We start from the raw sequence: 18,874 nt of genomic DNA, 5'->3' as shown, positions 1-18,874 counted from the left end.
CGGCCCCGGCTACGGCCCGGCTACGGCCCGGCTACGGCGCAGCCGGCAGCCGCAGCACCGCCAGCACCGGCAGGTGATCGGTCGCGGCCGCCAGATCCGCGGCCGACACCCCCTCCAGCCCCGCAGGGACACCGCAGGCCAGCACCTCCACACCCCCCGTCACGAAGACGGCGTCGATGCGCCGCTCCGCGCCCCGCGCGGGAAAGGTGTGCTCCCCGCCCCACGGCGCGACCGTCCGGCAGTCCCGCAGGCCCGCGGCCAGCCGCCCGAAGGCCGGCCCGTCGGGGGTCTCGTTCACGTCGCCGGCGGCGATCCCGTACGGGACGTCCATCGCCGCGAGCCGTTCCATCAACAGCCCCGCCTGTGCCACCCGCTCGGCCCGGTCCAGCGACAGGTGCGCGGAGACCAGCCCGACCCGCGCCGACCCGAACCGTACGACGGCCGTGGCGAAGCCCCTGCGGTGCAGCCCGGGGGTCAGCGGCAGCAGCACGTCCTCCGTACGTTCCACGAAGGCCCGCAGTGAGCTGAGCAGCAGCGGCCCGGCCGCGGTCGCACCGCCGCTCAGCACCACCAGGTCGCACTTCGCGGCCAGCCGGGCCGCGTGCTTGCGCCACCGGAAGAACCGGGGCGCCTCCTGGACGAACACCAGGTCCGGCGCGCACGCCCGGATGACCCGGGCCAGCGCCTCCTCGTCGTCGCGCAGCGAGCGGATGTTGTAGCCGAGTACCCGGATCACGGCAGAACCGTCGGGCTCCGTAAGAGACTTGGGCAGCGCGGGCAGCAGGTCCATGCCCGCAAGATACGCAGCTGCCCGCCGCTCCCCCAGGGGGCGCGGCGGGCGGTCACGGCGAAATGGAGGGGCTCAGCCCTGGCGCGCGAGGTCGGCCGCGCCGACGAGTCCGGCCTTGCCTCCCAGTTGGGCGGCCAGTACCTGGGCGTGCGGACGCCACGCGCCGCCGATCAGCCAGCGCTTGAAGGACTTGCGGATCGGGTCGAGGACGAGGTCGCCCTCGTCCGAGACACCGCCGCCGACGATGAAGGCCGACGGGTCGAACAGCGAGGCCAGGTCGGCCAGGCCCGCGCCGGCCCAGCGGGCCAGTTCGCGGAAGGAGTCGACGGCCACCAGGTCGCCCTGACGGGCGGCCTGGCTGATGTGCTTGCCCTCGATGCCCTCGGGGGTGCCGTCGCCGAGGGAGAGCAGGAACTTCGCGTTCTCGGGGGTGGCGTTGGCGCGCTGCCGGGCGTACCGGACGAGCGCGCGCCCGGAGGCGTACTGCTCCCAGCAGCCCTGGCTGCCACAGCCGCACAGCAGGCCGTCGGGGACGACCCGGATGTGCCCGAACTCTGCGGCGACGCCGAAGCGGCCGCGGCGCAGCTTGTTGCCGATGATGATGCCGCCGCCCAGGCCCGTGCCGAGCGTGATGCAGATGACGTCCTCATGGCCCTGGCCGGCACCGAAGCGGTACTCGCCCCAGGCCGCGCAGTTCGCGTCGTTCTCGACGACGACCGGCAGGCCGATGCGCTGCTCGACCTTGTCCTTGAGCGGCTCGTGGCGCCAGTTGATGTTCGGCGCGAAGAGCACGGTCGCGCGCTTGTCGTCCACGTAGCCCGCCGCGCCGATGCCGACGGCGTCGATGGTGTGACTGCTGCTGACCTCGGAGACGGCGGCACAGATCGCGTCCGTCACTCCGTCCGCGGTCGGCGGGGTGGGCACCTTGTACGTCTCAAGGATGGTGCCCTCTTCGTCGACCACGCCCGCCGCGATCTTCGTGCCGCCGATGTCGACGCCGATGGTGAGTCCCATTAGTCCCTCGGTTTCCGGTCAAACCCCGCCACGGGCAAAGGTACCCGAGGGTGGCGGAGGTTCAGTCGAGATCGATCCGCTCGGCCGGGCCCGCGTCGGGGCCGTCGTCGCGGGGGTCGGACTCCCGGGGCGGCGCCGGGGGCTCGTTCCGCGTCCAGCGGCTCTCGTGGCCCTCGACGGCCGAGCGGTAGGCGGCGAGCAGCTCGGAACCGGCGGCCGCGAGGTGGTCGAAGACCTCGGGGTTGCGTTCGATGACGGGCTGGGCGGCGGTCTTGGCCTGGTTGACGAACTGGCGTACAGCGCCTTGTGCGGCGACGCCGAGAAGCGGGTTGTTCAGCCCGGAGACCTTGTCGGCGACGGCCTCGAAGAGCTTGAACAGCTCCTCGGCGGCACTGCCGGGGGCGCCGGAGCGCGTGCCGTCCTGCCCGCGCAGGCGCTCCTTCTCGGCGGCGAGGTCCTCGGCGCAGGCCTTGGCCCAGGCGTCGTCGGTGGGACGGTCGGTGGCCTCGCTCATGGCGGACTCTCCTGCTGCGACTGCGGGGCGGCGGTACTGGCTACCTTCGACGTTACCCGAACGGCGGTACGGCGTTCAGGGCGTACGCGGCCACTGTCCCGGATCCGGCGTGAAGCGGACGCGGAGCACGTCCTCGGCCAGGGCGGCCCCGGAGACGGTGCAGCGGCGCAGCGCGGAGGGCAGCGGAACGATCCTGCGGTACGGGCCCACGGTGAGCAGCAGCTCGTCCCCGCGGCGGATCAGGTCGAGGTCGTCCTTGCGGGCGTGGGGCAGCCGTACGGCCCAGACGAGTACGCCGTCCTCGGCGAGCCGGTCCTCCACGGGCCAGGCCCGCAGCTCGCGGCCCGGCCGCCCGGGGGCGAGGTCCGCGGCCCCGGCCGGGCCGCAGAGTTCCGCCAGGTCGTCCGGGCCCCGCGGGTCGCGGCCCAGGTGGGGCAGCTCCCGTACGGGAACCGACTGGCCCCGCTCGCGCAGGAACGCCTGCTGCTGGGCGGCCACGGACGCCGCCCAGGGGTCGGTGGAGTCCGTGGGCACGAGCCGGTTGGCCACCAGGTCGTCGGTGCCCAGCTGGTGCAGGGCCAGCCCGAGCGCTCCGGTGCGCAGGGCGGCGGCGGCGGCCGGTCCCGGTTCGGCGACCAGCCGGACGGAGGTGGTGCCGGCCTCGACCACGGCCTGGACGGCGGCCAGCTCCTCGTCCCAGCGGGCGGCGGCCTCGTAGAGCCACTGGGCGGGCATGGGGACGCCGGCCAGCTGGGCCAGTACGGGGCGCAGGGCGCGGGCCGCCTGCCGCTCCGCGGGGAGCAGCCGGGCGAGGTAGCGGCGCAGCTGGGCGGGGAGGGCGAGGGTGGCCACGGTCTGGTGGAGCGGGGGCATGTCGACGACGACGAGGTCGGTGCCGGGCGCGGCGGCGGCCCGCCGCAGGGCGCGGAGCAGGGCGAACTGCTCGGCGCCGGGCAGTTCGGTGAGCTCCTCCGCCCCGAGGGGGCGGGCGCCGACCATGCTGAGGAGGGCGGAGCCGCGTTCCTGGAGGGCGACGAGCTCGTCGCGGAACTCCTCGCCGGAGTCCACCCGGGCCACCCGGAACCCGGCGGCCACGGGGACCGCGCGCAGGCCGGGCACGACCTCGGCGGACGGTCCTGCCGGGCCGCCGACCAGGGCGGCGAGGGGGTCGCCCGGGTCGCCGGACAGCAGCAGCACCCGCTGCCCCTGCCGGGCGGCGGCGAGGGCGGTGGCCGCGGCCACGGTGGTCCGCCCGGCCCCGCCGGGGCCGGTGATCAGCAGGGTGCGCATGGTGCGGCTACTCCGGTTCGGTGGTCGAGCGTCGGCGGGGCTGCAGGCTCCCGGGGCTCCGCCCCGTACCCCGCGCCTCAAACGCCGGCGAGGCTGAAATCGCCCGGCGGACCGTCCAGGCCTCGCACGGCACACCGGGCCCCCCGCCGGGCACATCCGCCCCGAGCGGAAAGACACGTCCTACGCCGGCCACATCCAGCCCCGCCGGCGACGTCCAGCCCCGCCGGCGTTTGAGGCGCGGGGTCTGGGGCGGAGCCCCAGGGGCTGCACCCCCGCTGCGCAGGCACGGGGTCCGGGGCCGGAGCCCCAGGGGCCTGCACCCCGGCTGCGGGAGGAGGCCCCGGGTCCGGGGCGGTACCCCCGGCGGACGCGTCCCCGCAGGGGGTCAGGCAGGGGGTCAGGTGGACTCGACGCGCTTCTTCAGGCCCGCCAGCGCGCGGTCGATGATGACCTTCTCGGCCTTCCGCTTGATCATGCCCAGCATCGGGATCTTGACGTCCACGGTCAGCTGGTAGGTGACCTCGGTGCGTGCGCCGCCGCCGACCGGGGCCAGCCGGTAGGAGCCGTCGAGCTGGCGCAGCATCTGCGACTTGTCCAGGGTCCAGCTGACCTCGTCCGCACCCTTCCAGGTGTAGGCGAGGGTGTGGTCGTCCTTGATCGCGCCGGCGTCGAGCAGCAGCCGGACCTTCTCGGCGCGGCCCTCGGGGTCGGTGGCCAGCACCTCGGCCTCCTTCACCTCGCCGGTCCACTCGGGGTAGCGGGCGAAGTCGGCGATCACGGCCATCACGGCGGCCGGCGAGGCCTCGATCGTGATGCTTGAGCTGGTGTGTTCCGCCATCGCGGTCGCTCCTCCGGGGAGTGTTCGAGGAAGTGTGCGGCCTCGGGCCGCCGCTCGAAGGCTACCGCGCGTGCGGGCTCCGCCACTCCAGCACCTCCCCTACCGGCCACCCGCCGCGGCGGTCACCGCGCGGCCCGCCGCCCCCGGGCCCCGCTCACCACTCCAGGGCCCACGGTCGCCCGGTCGCCGCGAAATGGCCGACGTTCACGCACTCCGTGCCCCCGATCCGCATCCGGCGGGCCAGGGGCTGGTGCACGTGGCCGAAGAGCGCGTACCGGGGGCGGGTGCGGCGGATGGCGGCCAGCAGGGCCTCGCTGCCCCGCTCGAAGCGCCGCGCGACCGTGTCGTAGCAGAGCTCCGGCACCTCGGGCGGGATGTGCGAGCACAGCACGTCCACCTCGCCCAGGGCCTCCACCTTGGCGGCGTACTCCTCGACGTCCACCTCGTACGGGGTCCGCATCGGCGAGGGCAGTCCGCCGCCCACGAAGCCGAAGACGCGGCCGCCGATCTCCACCCGCTGCCCGTCGAGCACGGTGAGGCCGGGACGGTCGGCGTACTCCGGCCACAGACCGGGGATGTCGACATTGCCGTAGGTGGCGTACGTGGGGGTGGGGAACGCGGCGAACATCCCTGCGTACTGGCGGCGCACCGCGTCCTCGATCAGCCGTTCGCGGTCCAGCCCGGCCCACAGCTCGCGGCCGAACGCCCGGGCCTCCTCGAAGCGGCGTGCGGTGCGCAGTTCGACGACCCGGTTGGCACTCTCGACGCCGAAGAGGTCGGGGAGGATGCCGCGCGAGTGGTCGGCGTAGTCGAGGAAGAGCACGAGGTCACCGAGGCAGATCAGCGCGTCGGCGCCGTCCCCCGCCCGTGCGAGGGCCTCGGTGTTGCCGTGGACGTCGCTCACGACGTGGACTCGCGTACCGCTTTTCCTGCCACCCATGCCGCCACCCTAGGGGCGCCCGGGGGCCGGGGGGTAGGGGAACCGGCCGAGGGGCCGGACCTGCGGTTACTTCCGAGTCGTCAGAGGGGTCGACTACTGTCGGCAGGGCACGTGCGCGTCATGTGACGCAGGGAACATCTGGCCGGTTCCCTCTATCCGGAACCCACTACCGGTGGGTAACGTCCGGTCGGTCCACACGGTGGCGATGGCGCCCAGAGGAGCAGCAGTCTTGCGCGAGTTCAGTCTTCCGGCCCTGTACGAGGTCCCGTCGGACGGGAACCTGACGGATCTCATCCGCCGCAACGCCGCTCAGCATCCCGACACCGCCGTCATGAGCCGCAAGGTCGACGGCCGGTGGCAGGACGTGACCGCGACCGAGTTCCTCGCCGAGGTCCGGGCGACGGCCAAGGGCCTCATCGCGGCCGGCATCCGCCCGGGCGACCGGGTCGCCCTTATCTCCCGCACCCGCTACGAGTGGGTGCTGATCGACTTCGCGATCTGGAGCGCCGGCGGCGTCACCGTCCCCGTGTACGAGACCAGCTCCCCCGAGCAGATCCAGTGGATCCTGGGCGACTCCGGCGCCGTCGCGGCGGTCGTCGAGAGCCCCGGGCACGGCGAGGCCGTGGCCGCGCTGCGCGACCGGCTCCCGGAGCTGCGCGAGGTCTGGGAGATCGAGCGCGGCGACCTCGACGCGCTGAAGGCCGCGGGGGCCGCGGTCTCCGACGCCGACGCCGACGAGCGCAGCTCTCTCGCGAACGCCGACGACCCGGCCACCATCGTCTACACCTCGGGCACCACCGGCCGCCCCAAGGGCTGTGTGCTGTCCCACCGGAACTTCTTCGCCGAGTGCGGCAACGCGGTGGAGCGGCTGAGCCCGCTCTTCAAGACCGGCGAGTGCTCGGTGCTGCTCTTCCTCCCGGCCGCGCACGTCTTCGGGCGCCTGGTGGAGGTGGCGGCCGTGCTGGCGCCGATCCGGCTGGGCTGCGTACCGGACATCAAGAACCTGACCGACGAGCTGCAGTCCTTCCGGCCGACGCTGATCCTCGGCGTGCCGCGCGTCTTCGAGAAGGTCTACAACTCGGCGCGCGCCAAGGCCCAGGCCGACGGCAAGGGCAAGATCTTCGACGCGGCCGCCGAGACGGCGATCGCGTACAGCCGGGCGCTGGACACCCCGCGCGGGCCGTCGTTCGGACTGAAGCTCAAGCACAAGCTCTTCTCCAAGCTCGTCTACAGCAAGCTGCACGCGGTCCTCGGCGGGCGCGGCGAGTACGCGATCTCCGGCGGCGCCCCGCTCGGCGAGCGGCTCGGCCACTTCTTCCGTGGCATCGGCTTCACGGTGCTGGAGGGCTACGGCCTGACCGAGTCCTGCGCGGCCACCACCTTCAACCCGTGGGACAAGCAGAAGATCGGCACGGTCGGTCAGCCGCTGCCGGGCTCGGTGGTGCGCATCGCGGACGACGGCGAGGTGCTGCTGCACGGCGAGCACGTCTTCACCGGCTACTGGAAGAACGAGACGGCGACCGCCGAGGCGCTGACCGACGGCTGGTTCCACACCGGCGACGTCGGCACCCTCGACGAGGACGGCTACCTCGCGATCACCGGCCGCAAGAAGGAGCTCATCGTCACGGCGGGCGGCAAGAATGTCGCCCCCGCGGTGATCGAGGACCGGATCCGGGCGCACGCGCTCGTCGCGGAGTGCATGGTGGTCGGCGACGCGAGGCCGTTCGTGGCCGCGCTCGTCACCATCGACGAGGAGTTCCTCGGCCGGTGGGCCGCCGAGCACGGCAAGCCGGCCGGCGTGACGGCCGCGGAGCTGCGCGAGGACGCGGACCTGGTCGCCGCCGTCCAGCAGGCCGTGGACGACGGCAACGCGGCGGTTTCCAAGGCGGAATCGGTGCGGAAATTCCGCATCCTGCCCTCCCAGTTCACGGAGGAGTCGGGCCACATCACGCCGTCGCTGAAGCTCAAGCGGAACGTGGTGGCGAAGGACTTCGCGGACGAGATCGAGGCGCTGTACCGGGGCTGAGGCTTCCTCGCCAGTGCTGTGGCCGGGTGGTGCCGGGTCGTGGTGTCCGGTGCGGTGCATCGCGAGGCGGAGGGCCACGCCTCGTACTGGACGTACCGGTGTGGTCCGACAACGCGGCGAGGTGCCGGGCGCCGCGACACGGCGAACCCTTCCGGTCACGACGCTAGCGCGGGTCCTCGGCGAGGATCCGCGCCATGTTCCGCTCGGCGAGGGCGGTGACGGTCACGAACGGGTTGACCCCCAGCGAGCCGGGGATCAGGGAGCTGTCGACGACGTACAGCCCCTGGTGGCCCTTGGCGCGGCCGTAGTCGCCGGTCGCCTCGCCGAGGACGCAGCCGCCCAGCGGGTCGCAGGCCAAGCCCAGCGGCAGCGCAACGGCAGCGCTACAGCAGCTCCCGCAGCCGGTCCGCCAGCAGGTCCCAGCGCCACTTCTCCTCGACCCAGGCCCGGCCCGCGGCGCCCATCCGGCTCCGCAGCTCCGGATCCAGCAGCAGGGCCGTGATCCGGTCCGCCGAATCCTCGGCGGAGCCGCCCCGGACCACCCAGCCGGTCTCGCCGTCCAGCACCGCGTCCGGCGCCCCGCCGGAGTCGCCCGCGACCACCGGCAGGCCCGTCGCCGAGGCCTCCAGGTAGACGATGCCGAGCCCCTCCACGTCCAGCCCGCCCCGCCGGGTGCGGCACGGCATCGCGAAGACGTCCCCCGCCCCGTAGTGGGCCGGGAGCTCCGACCAGGGGACGGCCCCGGTGAAGACCACCGAGTCCGCGACGCCGGTGGAGACGGCCAGCTTCCGCAGGTCGGCCTCGTACGGTCCGCCGCCCACGATCAGCAGCACCGCGTCCGGCACCGCCGCGAGGATCCGCGGCATCGCCTCGATCAGCGTGTCCTGCCCCTTGCGCGGCACCAGCCGGGACACGCACACCACCACCGGCCGGTCCGACAGCCCGAGCCGGGCCCGGACGGCCGCGCCGCCCGAGCCGGGGTGGAAGGTCTTCTCGTCGACCCCCGGCGGGAGTTGCGCCATCCGGGCCGCCGCCCGGTCCGTCACCGCCGAGGCGATCCGCGAGCGCGTGTACTCCCCCAGGTACGTCAGCGTGTCCGTGCCCTCGCCGATGCGGCGCAGCAGCTGCCGCGCCGCCGGCAGCTGGGCCCAGCCCGCCTCGTGCCCGTGGGTGGTCGCGACCAGCCGCCGCGCGCCCGCCCTCCGCAGCGCCGGGCCCATCAGCCCGAGCGGCGCCGCCGCCCCGAACCACACGGACTCGCAGCCGTGTTCGCGCAGCAGGCCCACCGCCCGCCGCGTCACGCGCGGGGTCGGCAGCAGCATCGTCGTCCGGTCCCGGACCACCTGGAACGGCTGCTCGGCGTCGAAGGCGGCCGTGGCCTCGCGGCCTTCCGCGCCGTGCTTCCAGGTCGAGGCGTAGACGACGATCCGGTCGGGATCCAGTCGCAGCGCCATGTTGTGCAGGAAGGCCTGGATGCCGCCCGGGCGCGGCGGGAAGTCGTTGGTCACGATCAGCGTCTTGTGCATCGCCAGCGACCCTACCGGACCCTCCCCGGGGGTCACCGGAGCTCGCTGTCCAGCGCTTCCCGCCAGGCCTTCAGCAGCCCCGCCGGATCCGTTCCGAGCGCCTCCCGCAGGGCCGTCTCCAGCGGCTCGTGCCCCGCCCGCTCGTACAGGGCGACCAGCGCCGCGTCGCCCCACCGCCCGGCGATCAGGCGGCACGCCAGCCAGGCGCCCTCGTACGCGCGGGCCACCGCCTCCGGTTCGCCGCCGAAGGCGAAGGCCCCGTCCGGCGGCAGCTCCCCCGGCAGCCGCCCCTGCCGCACCTCCCGGGCCAGCGCCGGAGCACCCTGCTCCGGGGTGGTGTCGCCGCCCCGGTACGCCGCCCAGTCCGCGAAGCCCTCCGAGAGCCACAGCGGGGTCGTGGCGGAGGTCGCCGCCCGGGTGGCGACGTGCGTGACCTCGTGGGTCAGCACGATCCGCCGGCCGGCCGCGCTCAGCTCCGCGTACCCCTGCGGGTTGACCACGACCCGGTCGGCGGGGGCCGGTCCGCCGCCCACCCGCCCGGTGGTGACGGCGCCGAGCCCGCGGTACGCGTCGGCCGGCCGGCCCAGCAGCTCCGCCATCCGCTCCAGCGAGCCGGGGACCAGCACCACCACCCGCCCCGCCCACGGCCGGGGCCAGGCCGCGCTCGCCGCGGGCACCGCCCGGTCGGCCTCGGCCGCGATGCCCCGCAGGGTGTCCGCGTCCTGCCCGGCGCCGCCCAGGACCAGGACCTGCGCGCCCCGGACCACCGACACGGGCCCCTGGTCCCACAGCTGCCGCGGCGCACCCGGGGCGGGCCGGTCGGCCAGCACCCGCCAGGTCCCGCCGTCCCCGGCGAGTTCGAGTTCACGGGCCGAGCCGTCCGGAGCCGGGTCGTAGCCGGCGATCCGGTAGCGCAGCTCCGCCCGCACCAGGGCCCGTACGCCGGCCGGCCGCACCGAGCGGACCTCGTACGCCCAGTCCTCCAGCGGGATCCCGGCCAGCCGCTCCGGCGGCACCCGCGACCAGTCGGCGACGGCCCGCCGGACCTCCCGCTCGGCGCCCGCGGCCGGGGGCCGCCCGCCGCACCCGGCCACCGGCGGCAGGCACAGCAGCAGGCACAGCAGGAGCGGCGGCACGCGTACGGCTCGGGGACCCGGGGACACCAGCCGATCGTACGCACGCACCGCCCGCCCGCACGGACCGCCCGGGGTGGGTCAGGGGCGGGTCACCGAGGACACCGGCATCATGCCGACCGGGTCGTAGCGCACCCGGGCCCCGGGGTAGGGGGCGTGCACCACCTGGCCGTTGCCCACGTACATGCCGACGTGGCTGGCGTCGGAGCGGTACGTCACCAGGTCGCCCGGCTGCGCCTGCGACAGCGGCACCTGCCGGCCGGCGTGCCGCTGGGCCTGCGAGGTGCGCGGCAGGGAGACCCCGGCCTGCCGGTACGACCACACCATCAGGCCGGAGCAGTCGAAGCCGGAGGGGCCGGTGGAGCCCCACACGTACGGGCGGCCGACCGCGGCCCGGGCCGCCATGACGGCGGTCGCGGCGCGGCCCGAGGAGGGGCCGGCCGAGGAGGTGTCCGGCGGCGCGTCGGCGCGCCCGCCGGAGCGCGCGGCCCGGTCGAAGTCGGCCCGCTCCCCGGTGGGCATCGCTTCGAGCAGCCGGCGGGCGGCCGCGAGCTTCGCCATGACGGACCGCTTGTGCCGGGCCACGTCGGCCCGCAGCCCTTCGAGTTCACCGAGTTTGCGCGAGGCCTCCCGGCGCTCCTGGCCGAGCCGGCGCTGCTCCTCGCGCAGCTCGTCGAGCTGGCGGGCCTGACGTCCGGTCAGCCGGTCCAGTACGGCGGCGCGCGCGAGGTAGTCGTCGGGGTCCTCGGAGAGCATCAGCGCGAGGGCGGGGTCGATGGAGCCGCCGCGGTACTGGGCCCCGGCGAAGGCGCCGAGGACGCCCCGCATGGTGTTGATGCGGTCCTGGCCGCGGGCGATGGCGTCCTGGGCCCGGCTGACCTCGGAGCGCAGCCGGCCGGCCTTCTCCCCGGCCTCGTTGAAGCGCTCGGTGGCCTGCTCGGCCTCCTCGAAGAGCCGGTCGACCTGGGCGCGGCTTCCGGCCGGCGGTTCGTGCGGGAGGCCGGGGGCCGCGCCGGCGGGGGCTCCGGTCAGGGCGACCGCGGCCGTCGCCGCGGCGGCGGTCAGGACGGTGACCTTCGTGTTCCGTTCGAGGCCGGTGAGGCCCGAGAGGCCGGGCCGGCGATGGGACGCCACGTGAAACCGCTCCCTTCCGCTGCGCGGGGCCCGGGTCCGCCCCCCGTGGGCGGCCGTGTGCCGGGTTCCGCGCTGGCAGACAGTAGCGGCGCGACCACGCACCGGCCAACGACCTCCGGCGGGCGCGCACGACGACGCCCCGCAGGAGACGCAGGTCACCGGCGGGGCGTGCGGTCAGGGCGCGGCCTCGGAATTCGCCCGGATGGGCGGTCCGCGGCGCGTCCCCGGCCGGGAGGGGCGGAGCGGGAGGGTCAGATGCGGACGCCGAACTGGAACGGCATGTTGTCCATCGACTCGTACTTGATGCCGCCGCGCGGGTTGGAGGCGTGCAGCGTCATGTTGTTGCCCGCGTACAGGCCCACGTGGTGCAGGTCTCCGTAGAAGAAGACCAGGTCACCGGGCTGGAGTTCGCTGCGGCTGACGCGCTTGCCGTCGTTGGCCTGCGTGTACGTGGTGCGGGTGATGCTGACGCCGGCCTGCTTGTAGGCCCACTGCGTCAAACCGGAGCAGTCGTACGCGCTGGGGCCGGTGGCGCCCATGACGTACGCGGTGCCCAGCTTGGTCTTCGCGGCGGCGAGAGCGGCGCCGGCGCGGCCGGAGGGCTTGACGTCGCCGAGCTCCACGCGCTCGCCGGCGCTGCGGCTGGCCTTGGTCTCCTCCTCCTTGAGCTGCGTGCGCTCCTGCGCCGTCAGCGTGTTCAGGAGGGCCTGCGCCTCGGCGAGCTTGTCCGTCGAGACCTTCTTCTTCTCGCCGAGCTCCTTGCGGGTCGCGTCGAGGTCGGCCAGCTTGCCGGAGGCCTCCTGGCGCTGCTGCGCGAGGCTGCGCTGCTTGGCCTGGATCTTCTGGACGGCCTCGACCTGCTTGCCGCTCAGGTGGTCGAGGGAGGCCGCCTTGTCGAGGTAGCTGTCCGGGTCGGCGGAGAGGAAGAGCGCGAGGGAGGGGTCGATGCCGCCGCCCCGGTACTGGGCGCTGGCCATCGAACCGAGCGTGCTGCGCAGCTCGTTGAGGTCGCCCTGGCCGCGCGCGACCTGGTCCTGGAGCTGCCCGATCTCCTTTTCGAGCTTCTCTTGGCGTTCCCTGGCCCCGTTGAACTTCTCGGTGGCCTGCTCCGCCTCTTCGTAGAGCGCGTCGACCTGGGACTTGACTTCTTCCTTGCCCGGCTTCGCCGGGGCGGCCGAGGCGCCCTGGGCGGAGAGGGCCACGGCGGCGGCGGCCGTCGCGGTCAGCACGGTCACACGAGCGCGGGTCGGCTGCTTGGGTCGACGGTGGGACGCCACGAAGGCGAGCTCCTTCTTCCTCGAGCCGCCGAAGAACGCAACTCGGCAGCGCCTCCGCCGTCACCCCGAATGAGTGACCTACCGCACGAAGGTTTGAACAGACCTTAGTGACCTCGCTGTGATCAGTTCAAATCCCGCAGAGAAAAAAGTCGGTCCCCGACCAGCTTCTTTACCTACAGCGCACGCTCTGTGCCGAGGACTTGACGGTACGTTCCCCCGGCCCCCCATCAATTCCGGCATTAGGCGCAGGGGTTACGAAACGCGCGAAAGCCGCTTCAGCAACAAGGCGGACGTCACGGGCCGCGCCCCCGCCTTGGCCACCCCGTCGGCGACCTCCCGGTCCGTGGAGACCACCACGACCGGCCGGCCCGTCGGCTCCGCCCGCACCAGCTGGCGGATCAGCTCGTCCGCCGTCACGCCCGCCTTGGAGAACAGCACCCGCACCCCGCGCGGCGGCGCGAGCAGCACCGGGGCCGCCAGTTCCGCCCCGTCGAACACACAGGTCATCTCCGCGCCGGTCTGCGCCGCGAGCATCGACAGCCCGCCCAGCAGCCGCAGCCGCTGCTTCTCCAGCGGCATCGTCGGGTAGCCGGTCTTCGTCACGTTGTAGCCGTCGACCACCAGATGCGCCTGGGGCAGCGCCAACAGCTGGTCCAGCAGCGCCGGATCGGTCTCCGACAGCGCGCGCGCCGCGATGTCCTTCGGTGTCATCCGGCCCGGCTCCACCGCGTCCACGGTGTCCGCCGGGCGGGTGCTGACCGGCGGCAGCGCCAGCTCGCGGCGCAGCCCCGCCGCCGCGTCCAGCACGGTGTCCAGCAGCAGCCGCAGCCGCATGTCCTCGATGCTGCGCCCCTCGCGGGTGGCCCGGCGCGAGGTCTCCAGCGCCGTCTCCACCTCCGCCAGCCGGGACTTCAGCCGCCGGGTCTCGCTCTCGGCGGCCGCCACCCGGGTGGCCGCCTCGCCGCGGATCCCGTCGACCTCCGCGTTCACCTTGCGCAGGGCCGCCTCGCCGCGCTTGACGTCGCTCAGGGCGCTGCGCAGCTTGCGGTGCAGCGATTCCGCTTCCTTGCGGGAGGTCTCCAGCTCGGTCCGCACCTGCTCGCCGCCCGAGCGCTGCGCTTCGCGTACGTGGGAGAGCTCCTCGCGGAGCCGGTCCAGTTCGCGCCGGTTCTCCTCGTCGGCCCGCTCGGCGTCGGCGCGCTGCGCCTCCTCGCCCGCGGCGGCCACCAGCTTGACCCAGCCGGGCGGCCGCAGGACGTACGCGGCGGCCGCCACGTCCAGCGGGTCGGCGGCGGCCGGCGGGGCGCCGGACTCCAGCGCCCCGGCCAGGTCGGCCTGGGCCTCGCGCAGCTTCTCGGCGACCCTGCCGCGGAACACGCCGTCGGTCTCGACCGCGGCCGCCATGGCGTTGCCCGCGAACTTGGCGCGCCGGGTCGGGGTGAAGCGGGCGTACTGGCGCAGCTGCGCCGGGAGGTCCGCGACCGTCAGTCCGCCGAAGGCGTCCGAGACGAGCGCGACGACCCGGCGCCGCACGCCTTCCGGCAGCGGGCGGTCGAGCACCTCGGCGGCGTCGCCGGCCGCGTCGGCCGGCTCAGCGCCGCTTGCTGGCTCCACAATCCGTCACCCCTACCGTGATCTACCTGTGGGCGGGGCTCCTTCAGGAGTCCGCGCCCGGCCTGTCCACGAGCTCGATCTGGTCCACCGCGTTGCACCATCGGCAGCGGACCGACTCGATGGTCTCATTGACCACCTCCCGCTCCTCGACCTTGGGCTCCCCGGCGAGGTCCAGGTGGACGTACTCCACGACCTTCGACGAGCGGGTGACGTCGAAACGCGTGAGGTTGCCGCACAGCGTGCAGCGCCACCGGGTGGTGTCGGTCGGCAGGGGAACCGTCATCAGGCCGCTCTTTCCTTCATAGCTGTTTCAATTAAAGCGGTCCGCGCGGCCGTCTGCGCGGGCCGCCGGACCGCGGCTCGTAACCCTACGGCCTGGCACCGCTTCAGGTGGGGCTCGTTGCGTCATGCTCTGTCACATGATCGTAAGGTGGCGGGCCCTGCGCGAGGCGGCCCGGGGACCGGTGGTCACCCACGCGCTGATCGCGGGCTGCGGTGTGGTGTTCGTACTGAGCCCGGCCTCGGGGCTGAACCCCTCCTACGGGACGGGTGACGGGTTGCTGGCGGCCGGGACGGAGTACTTCCGGCGCTGGGGCGTGGTCCCGGACGAGCTCTTCACGGCCACGCCCCGCGCCTGGCTGACCCCGCTGACCGCCCTGTTCGTCCATGGCAGCTGGCTGCACCTGCTGGGGAACATGCTGTTCCTCTACGTCTTCGGCGCGATGGCGGAGGAGCGGATGGGCCGGCCCGCCTTCCTCGCCTTCTACGTCTGCACCGGGTACGCGGCCCTGGCGGCGTACGCGGCGGCGAACGCGCAGTCCGCCCAGACCCTGGTCGGCGCCTCCGGGGCCATCTCCGCGGTCCTGGGCGCCTTCCTGTACCTGCTCCCGCGCGCCAGGGTGACGAGCCTGTTCCCGTTCCTGTTCTTCCTGCCGCTGCGGTTCCCCGCCTGGATCGTGCTGCTGTTCTGGTTCGCCCTCCAGTGGGTGGCGGCGCACCGCGCGGAAAGCGGCCCCGGGGTCGCCTATCTGGCCCACCTGGTGGGCTTCTCGCTCGGCTTCCTCCACGCGTGGGCCCGCTACCGGGCTGCGACTAGAGTGAGGCGACCAGCGACGGCCACCGAGGGAGACAGCCAGCCGTGATCACCGCGATCGTGCTCATCAAGACCAGCGTGGACCGCATCCCCGAGATCGCCGAGTCCATCGCCGCGCTGGACAGCGTCAGCGAGGTCTACTCCGTCACCGGTACGTACGACCTGATCGCGCTGGTCCGCGTGGCCCGCCACGAGAACCTGGCGGACATCATCCCGGGCCGCATCAGCAAGATCCCGGGCGTCGAGGGGACGGACACGCACGTCGCGTTCCGCACGTACTCCCAGCACGACCTGGAAGCGGCCTTCGCTATCGGCCTGGACGCGTAACGCCTCCGGCGCGGTTCACGGGGACGCGCGGATCCGGCGCGGGCCCGGTTCCTCCGGCGCGGCGCACGCGGCGCGTGCACGACCCCGAGCCCGGCCCGCCTCAAGCGCCGGCGGGGCTGAGGGTGCCGTTTCCTGACGGGGGCTGAACGGCACGGGCCGTTCGCGGGGTCCCGCCGGGCCGTCTCCTCGGCTCGCGCACCGAGGTACGGCTTCGTCCGCGAGCCGAGGAGATCCTCCGGAGGGTCCCCGCCCCACGGCCCCGCCCCGCCCCGGTCAGCCGGCCGCCGGTCAGGGGTCGCCGGGACCGGGTCGGTCCCGTCAGACGGCCGGGACGCAGCGGCCCTCTTCCGTGCGGTACTGCCACTTGGCGCCGTCCGCGACCAGCTCCCGCACCGCCCGCACGAAGCGCTCGACGTGCTCGTCGGGCGTGCCGGCGCCGAAGCTGACGCGGATGGCGTTCAGCGAGCGCTCGCCCGGCGCGGCCTCCGGGGCACCGCACTCCCCCTGGGCCTGCGGCTCGCTGCCCAGCAGGGTGCGGACCAGCGGGTGGGCGCAGAACAGCCCGTCGCGCACGCCGATCCCGTACTCCGCCGACAGCGCGGCGGCGAAGTGCGAGCTGTTCCAGCCGTCGACCACGAAGGAGATGACGCCGACGCGCGGGGCGTCGTCGCCGAAGAGGGACAGGACCCGCACCGCGGGGACCTCGGCCAGGCCCTCGCGGACCTTCGCGATGAGCTGCCGTTCGCGGGCGACCAGGCTGTCGAAGCCGGCTTCCGTCAGGGCCTTGCAGGCGGAGGCGATGGAGTAGACGCCGATGACGTTCGGGGAGCCGGCCTCGTGGCGGGCGGCGGTGGTGTGCCACTCGACGTCCACGCCGCCGTCCTCGCGCCGGGCCACCTTGCGGGAGGCGCCGCCACCGGCCAGGTATGGGTCGGCCTCCTGCAGCCAGTCCGCGCGGCCGGCGAGCACGCCCGAGCCGAAGGGCGCGTACAGCTTGTGCCCGGAGAAGGCGACCCAGTCCACGTCGAGCTCCTGGACGGACACCGGATGGTGCGGGGCCAGTTGGGCGGCGTCCAGGACGATCCGCGCGCCGTGGGCGTGCGCGGCGGCGGCGAGTTCCTTGACCGGCCACAGCTCGCCGGTGACGTTGGAGGCGCCGGTGACGCAGACCAGGGCGGGGCCGTGAGGGTCGCGGCCGGCGAGCGCCCGCTCCAGGGTGGCGACGGCCTCGCCGGGGGTGCGGGGGGCGTTGAGGTAGGTGACGCGGGCGTTCGTCCACGGGAGCAGCGAGGCGTGGTGCTCGGTCTCGAAGACGAAGACCTGGCAGCCGGCCGGGAGCGCGGCGGCCAGCAGGTTCAGCGAGTCGGTGGTGGACCGGGTGAAGACCACCTGGTCGGAGGGGCGGCAGTCGAGGAACTCGGCGACGGTGACCCGGCTCTGCTCGAACAGGTCGGTGGAGAGCTGGGAGAGGTATCCGGCGCCGCGGTGCACGCTGCCGTAGTACGGGGCGTAAGCCGCCACGTCGTCCCAGACCCGCTGGAGGGCGGGGGCGCTGGCCGCGTAGTCGAGGGCCGCGTAGGTGACCTCGCCGCCGGTGACGAGCGGGACGGTGACGTCCCGGCCGAGGACCGCGAGCTGCCCGGCACAGGCGGGGTCGGCAGCCGTGGCGACGGCGGAGGTGGTGGCGGCGTTCAGGGATGCGGACATGGCGGTATCTCCCGGCAGGCAGGGGTGAATGGCTTCGGTACGCCCGTACGCGGGTACGGCCCTGCGGCCGTCCGGGGTACGGGAAGGCCCTCGGAGTGAACCGGGGTACACGGAGGTGTCCCTGTTCCGAGGGGTGAAGAAGGGGCGGATTCGCCCTATCGCATTCGCTTGCTCACGGAAAACGCTCCTCGAGAGACCAGGACCCCTGGTGTCGAGGGATCCGCGCTTGCCGTAGACCTCGCTGCCTACGGCCTGGTCATCACCCGGGGCACCCCGCCACGGAAGGAGGGTTGCCGGACAGCAAGCCGGGGCCTAAACGCTGTCACTCGTGACCTGGTCAGCATCCTGCCACATGATCTCCCGCGCGGGGGACCCCGGTCCGCATGCTGGACCGGGGTCTTGGCTCGAAACGATCAGCCGGACGGCGCCGTTTCCGGCCCGCTACAGGTTGCTCGCCGCCACCCAGCGCTCCAGGGCCGCGCGGGCCGCGCCCGAATCGATGCCCTCGGCCGCACGGGCGATGCCGGCCCGGATCTGCTCCTCCAGCGGGCCCGTACCGGGGTCGAGGGCCACCAGGGCGGCCGCCGCGTTCAGCAGGACGGCGTCGCGCACCGGGCCCGTCTCACCGGCCAGCAGGCGGCGGGCGACGTCCGCGTTGTACGAGGCGTCCTCGCCGCGCAGCGCGGACACGTCCACCAGGTCGATGCCCACGTCACGCGGGTCGAACTGCTGCTCGGCGACCTTTCCGTCGCGGACCCACCAGACGCGCGAGGTCGCGGTCGTGGTCAGCTCGTCGAGGCCGTCGTCGCCGCGGAAGACCAGGGCGGACGAGCCGCGTTCGGCGAGGACTCCGGCGACGATCGGGGCCATCCGGGCGTCGGCCACGCCGGTGGCCTGGGCCCGTACCTTCGCCGGGTTGGTCAGCGGGCCGAGGAAGTTGAAGGTGGTGCGGATGCCCAGTTCCTTGCGGGCGGCGGCCACGTGCCGCAGCGCCGGGTGGAACTTCACCGCGAAGCAGAAGGTGATGCCGGCCTCCTCGGCGACCTCGGCCACCCGCGCCGGGGTGAGGTCGAGGTTGACACCGAGCTTCTCCAGGACGTCCGAGGACCCGCTCGCGGAGGACGCGGCCCGGTTCCCGTGCTTGACCACCTTGGCGCCGGTTCCGGCCACCACGATCGCCGACATCGTCGAGATGTTCACCGTTTTGGCGCCGTCGCCGCCGGTGCCGACGATGTCGACCGTCCGGCCCGGCACCTCGATCAGGTTGGCGTGCTCGTACATGGTCCGGACGAGGCCGGTGATCTCGGCGACCGTCTCGCCCTTCGCCCGCAGCGCGACGGCGAAGCCGGCGATCTGGGCGTCGGTGGCCTCGCCGCGCATGATCCGGTCCATGGCCCAGGCGGTGTCGTCGGCGCGCAGGTCCTGGCCGGTCAGCAGGGCGTCGAGAACGCCCGGCCAGCCACGGGACGCCGCCGCGCTGTCGGCGTCTGCCGGGGTCACCACGTTCATGGTCCGCTCCTGCTGCTGGTGGGCCGCCCCCATGTTCGCCGCCCACGTCGGATGGGAAGGGCTCCAGCCTATCCAGCCCCGGTTACGGCGAAGAGCCCCGTCCGGACAATGGACGGGGCTCTCACCGTGGCGACACCAGGAC

The 18,874-nt window shown here is 74.0% G+C and carries 17 protein-coding genes, 1 pseudogene and 1 riboswitch; of the genes and pseudogenes, 3 read left to right on the top strand and 15 right to left on the bottom strand.

Translation table 11 applies throughout. The features are described 5' to 3' along the window. Positions 1-31: 31 nt before the first annotated feature. The 6 genes from OTB16_RS16065 to OTB16_RS16040 all read right to left on the bottom strand — a co-directional run bounded on the left by OTB16_RS16065 (position 32) and on the right by OTB16_RS16040 (position 5,386). Positions 32-790, bottom strand: coding sequence for an endonuclease/exonuclease/phosphatase family protein (locus OTB16_RS16065; RefSeq protein WP_267720871.1), 759 nt, complete (start codon positions 788-790; stop codon positions 32-34). A 72-nt stretch (positions 791-862) separates the two neighbouring features. Then, the gene (locus OTB16_RS16060) at positions 863-1,804 is read right to left on the bottom strand and encodes an ROK family glucokinase (protein ID WP_267720870.1); all 942 of its coding nucleotides are present in this window, start codon (positions 1,802-1,804) and stop codon (positions 863-865) included. A 61-nt stretch (positions 1,805-1,865) separates the two neighbouring features. Continuing rightward, complete coding sequence (locus tag OTB16_RS16055) at positions 1,866-2,318, bottom strand: DUF5304 domain-containing protein (protein WP_267720869.1); 453 nt, start codon at positions 2,316-2,318, stop codon at positions 1,866-1,868. 75 nt (positions 2,319-2,393) lie between these two features. Beyond that, on the bottom strand, positions 2,394-3,608 hold the full coding sequence (locus tag OTB16_RS16050) for an ArsA family ATPase (RefSeq protein WP_267720868.1): 1,215 nt from the start codon (positions 3,606-3,608) through the stop codon (positions 2,394-2,396). Positions 3,609-4,005: 397 nt separating this feature from the next. Further along, positions 4,006-4,446, bottom strand: a complete 441-nt coding sequence (locus OTB16_RS16045; RefSeq protein WP_267720867.1) for an SRPBCC family protein — start codon at positions 4,444-4,446, stop codon at positions 4,006-4,008. Between the two features lie 154 nt (positions 4,447-4,600). Further along, a complete protein-coding gene (locus OTB16_RS16040; RefSeq protein ID WP_267720865.1) occupies positions 4,601-5,386 on the bottom strand; it encodes a metallophosphoesterase family protein in 786 nt (261 codons plus the stop codon). 229 nt (positions 5,387-5,615) lie between these two features. Between OTB16_RS16040 and OTB16_RS16035 the strand changes: the two genes are divergently transcribed. Next, a complete protein-coding gene (locus tag OTB16_RS16035) occupies positions 5,616-7,412 on the top strand; it encodes an AMP-dependent synthetase/ligase (RefSeq protein WP_267720864.1) in 1,797 nt (598 codons plus the stop codon). 163 nt (positions 7,413-7,575) lie between these two features. Here OTB16_RS16035 and OTB16_RS16030 read toward each other — a convergent pair. From OTB16_RS16030 to OTB16_RS16000, 7 genes and pseudogenes are all read right to left on the bottom strand, one after another. Beyond that, positions 7,576-7,758: pseudogene (locus OTB16_RS16030) on the bottom strand (GMC oxidoreductase); the annotation flags it as partial. Between the two features lie 37 nt (positions 7,759-7,795). Next, entirely contained in the window at positions 7,796-8,938 is a 1,143-nt protein-coding gene (locus OTB16_RS16025; RefSeq protein ID WP_267720863.1) for a glycosyltransferase family 4 protein, read from the bottom strand. A 32-nt stretch (positions 8,939-8,970) separates the two neighbouring features. Continuing rightward, complete coding sequence (locus OTB16_RS16020) at positions 8,971-10,101, bottom strand: hypothetical protein (RefSeq protein WP_267720862.1); 1,131 nt, start codon at positions 10,099-10,101, stop codon at positions 8,971-8,973. A 51-nt stretch (positions 10,102-10,152) separates the two neighbouring features. Beyond that, a complete protein-coding gene (locus tag OTB16_RS16015; RefSeq protein WP_267720861.1) occupies positions 10,153-11,205 on the bottom strand; it encodes a C40 family peptidase in 1,053 nt (350 codons plus the stop codon). Between the two features lie 251 nt (positions 11,206-11,456). Further along, a complete protein-coding gene (locus OTB16_RS16010; RefSeq protein WP_267720860.1) occupies positions 11,457-12,482 on the bottom strand; it encodes a C40 family peptidase in 1,026 nt (341 codons plus the stop codon). 252 nt (positions 12,483-12,734) lie between these two features. After that, positions 12,735-14,099: an NYN domain-containing protein gene (locus OTB16_RS16005; protein ID WP_267721015.1), complete on the bottom strand. Its 1,365-nt coding sequence runs from the start codon at positions 14,097-14,099 to the stop codon at positions 12,735-12,737. A 40-nt stretch (positions 14,100-14,139) separates the two neighbouring features. After that, on the bottom strand, positions 14,140-14,379 hold the full coding sequence (locus OTB16_RS16000; protein WP_008738811.1) for a hypothetical protein: 240 nt from the start codon (positions 14,377-14,379) through the stop codon (positions 14,140-14,142). Positions 14,380-14,503: 124 nt separating this feature from the next. Here OTB16_RS16000 and OTB16_RS15995 point away from each other — a divergent pair, with 124 nt between their 5' ends. Then, positions 14,504-15,238: a rhomboid family intramembrane serine protease gene (locus OTB16_RS15995; protein ID WP_267720854.1), complete on the top strand. Its 735-nt coding sequence runs from the start codon at positions 14,504-14,506 to the stop codon at positions 15,236-15,238. Then, on the top strand, positions 15,235-15,516 hold the full coding sequence (locus OTB16_RS15990; protein WP_267720853.1) for an Lrp/AsnC family transcriptional regulator: 282 nt from the start codon (positions 15,235-15,237) through the stop codon (positions 15,514-15,516). The genes OTB16_RS15995 and OTB16_RS15990 overlap by 4 nt, the downstream gene beginning before the upstream one ends. A 318-nt stretch (positions 15,517-15,834) precedes the next feature. Here OTB16_RS15990 and OTB16_RS15985 read toward each other — a convergent pair whose 3' ends face one another. Both OTB16_RS15985 and trpD read right to left on the bottom strand, forming a co-directional pair. Then, a complete protein-coding gene (locus tag OTB16_RS15985) occupies positions 15,835-17,223 on the bottom strand; it encodes an aminotransferase class V-fold PLP-dependent enzyme (RefSeq protein WP_267720852.1) in 1,389 nt (462 codons plus the stop codon). Between the two features lie 217 nt (positions 17,224-17,440). Further along, positions 17,441-17,557: riboswitch (SAM riboswitch) on the bottom strand. Between the two features lie 107 nt (positions 17,558-17,664). Then, the gene (gene trpD / locus OTB16_RS15980; RefSeq protein WP_267720851.1) at positions 17,665-18,732 is read right to left on the bottom strand and encodes an anthranilate phosphoribosyltransferase; all 1,068 of its coding nucleotides are present in this window, start codon (positions 18,730-18,732) and stop codon (positions 17,665-17,667) included. Between the last annotated feature and the right edge of the window lie 142 nt (positions 18,733-18,874).

Source organism: Streptomyces antarcticus (assembly GCF_026627255.1).
GTDB classification, from domain to species: Bacteria; Actinomycetota; Actinomycetes; order Streptomycetales; family Streptomycetaceae; genus Streptomyces; species Streptomyces antarcticus.
Note: the sequence above shows the minus strand (reverse complement) of the source record. Positions and strands in the feature narration are given on the sequence as shown.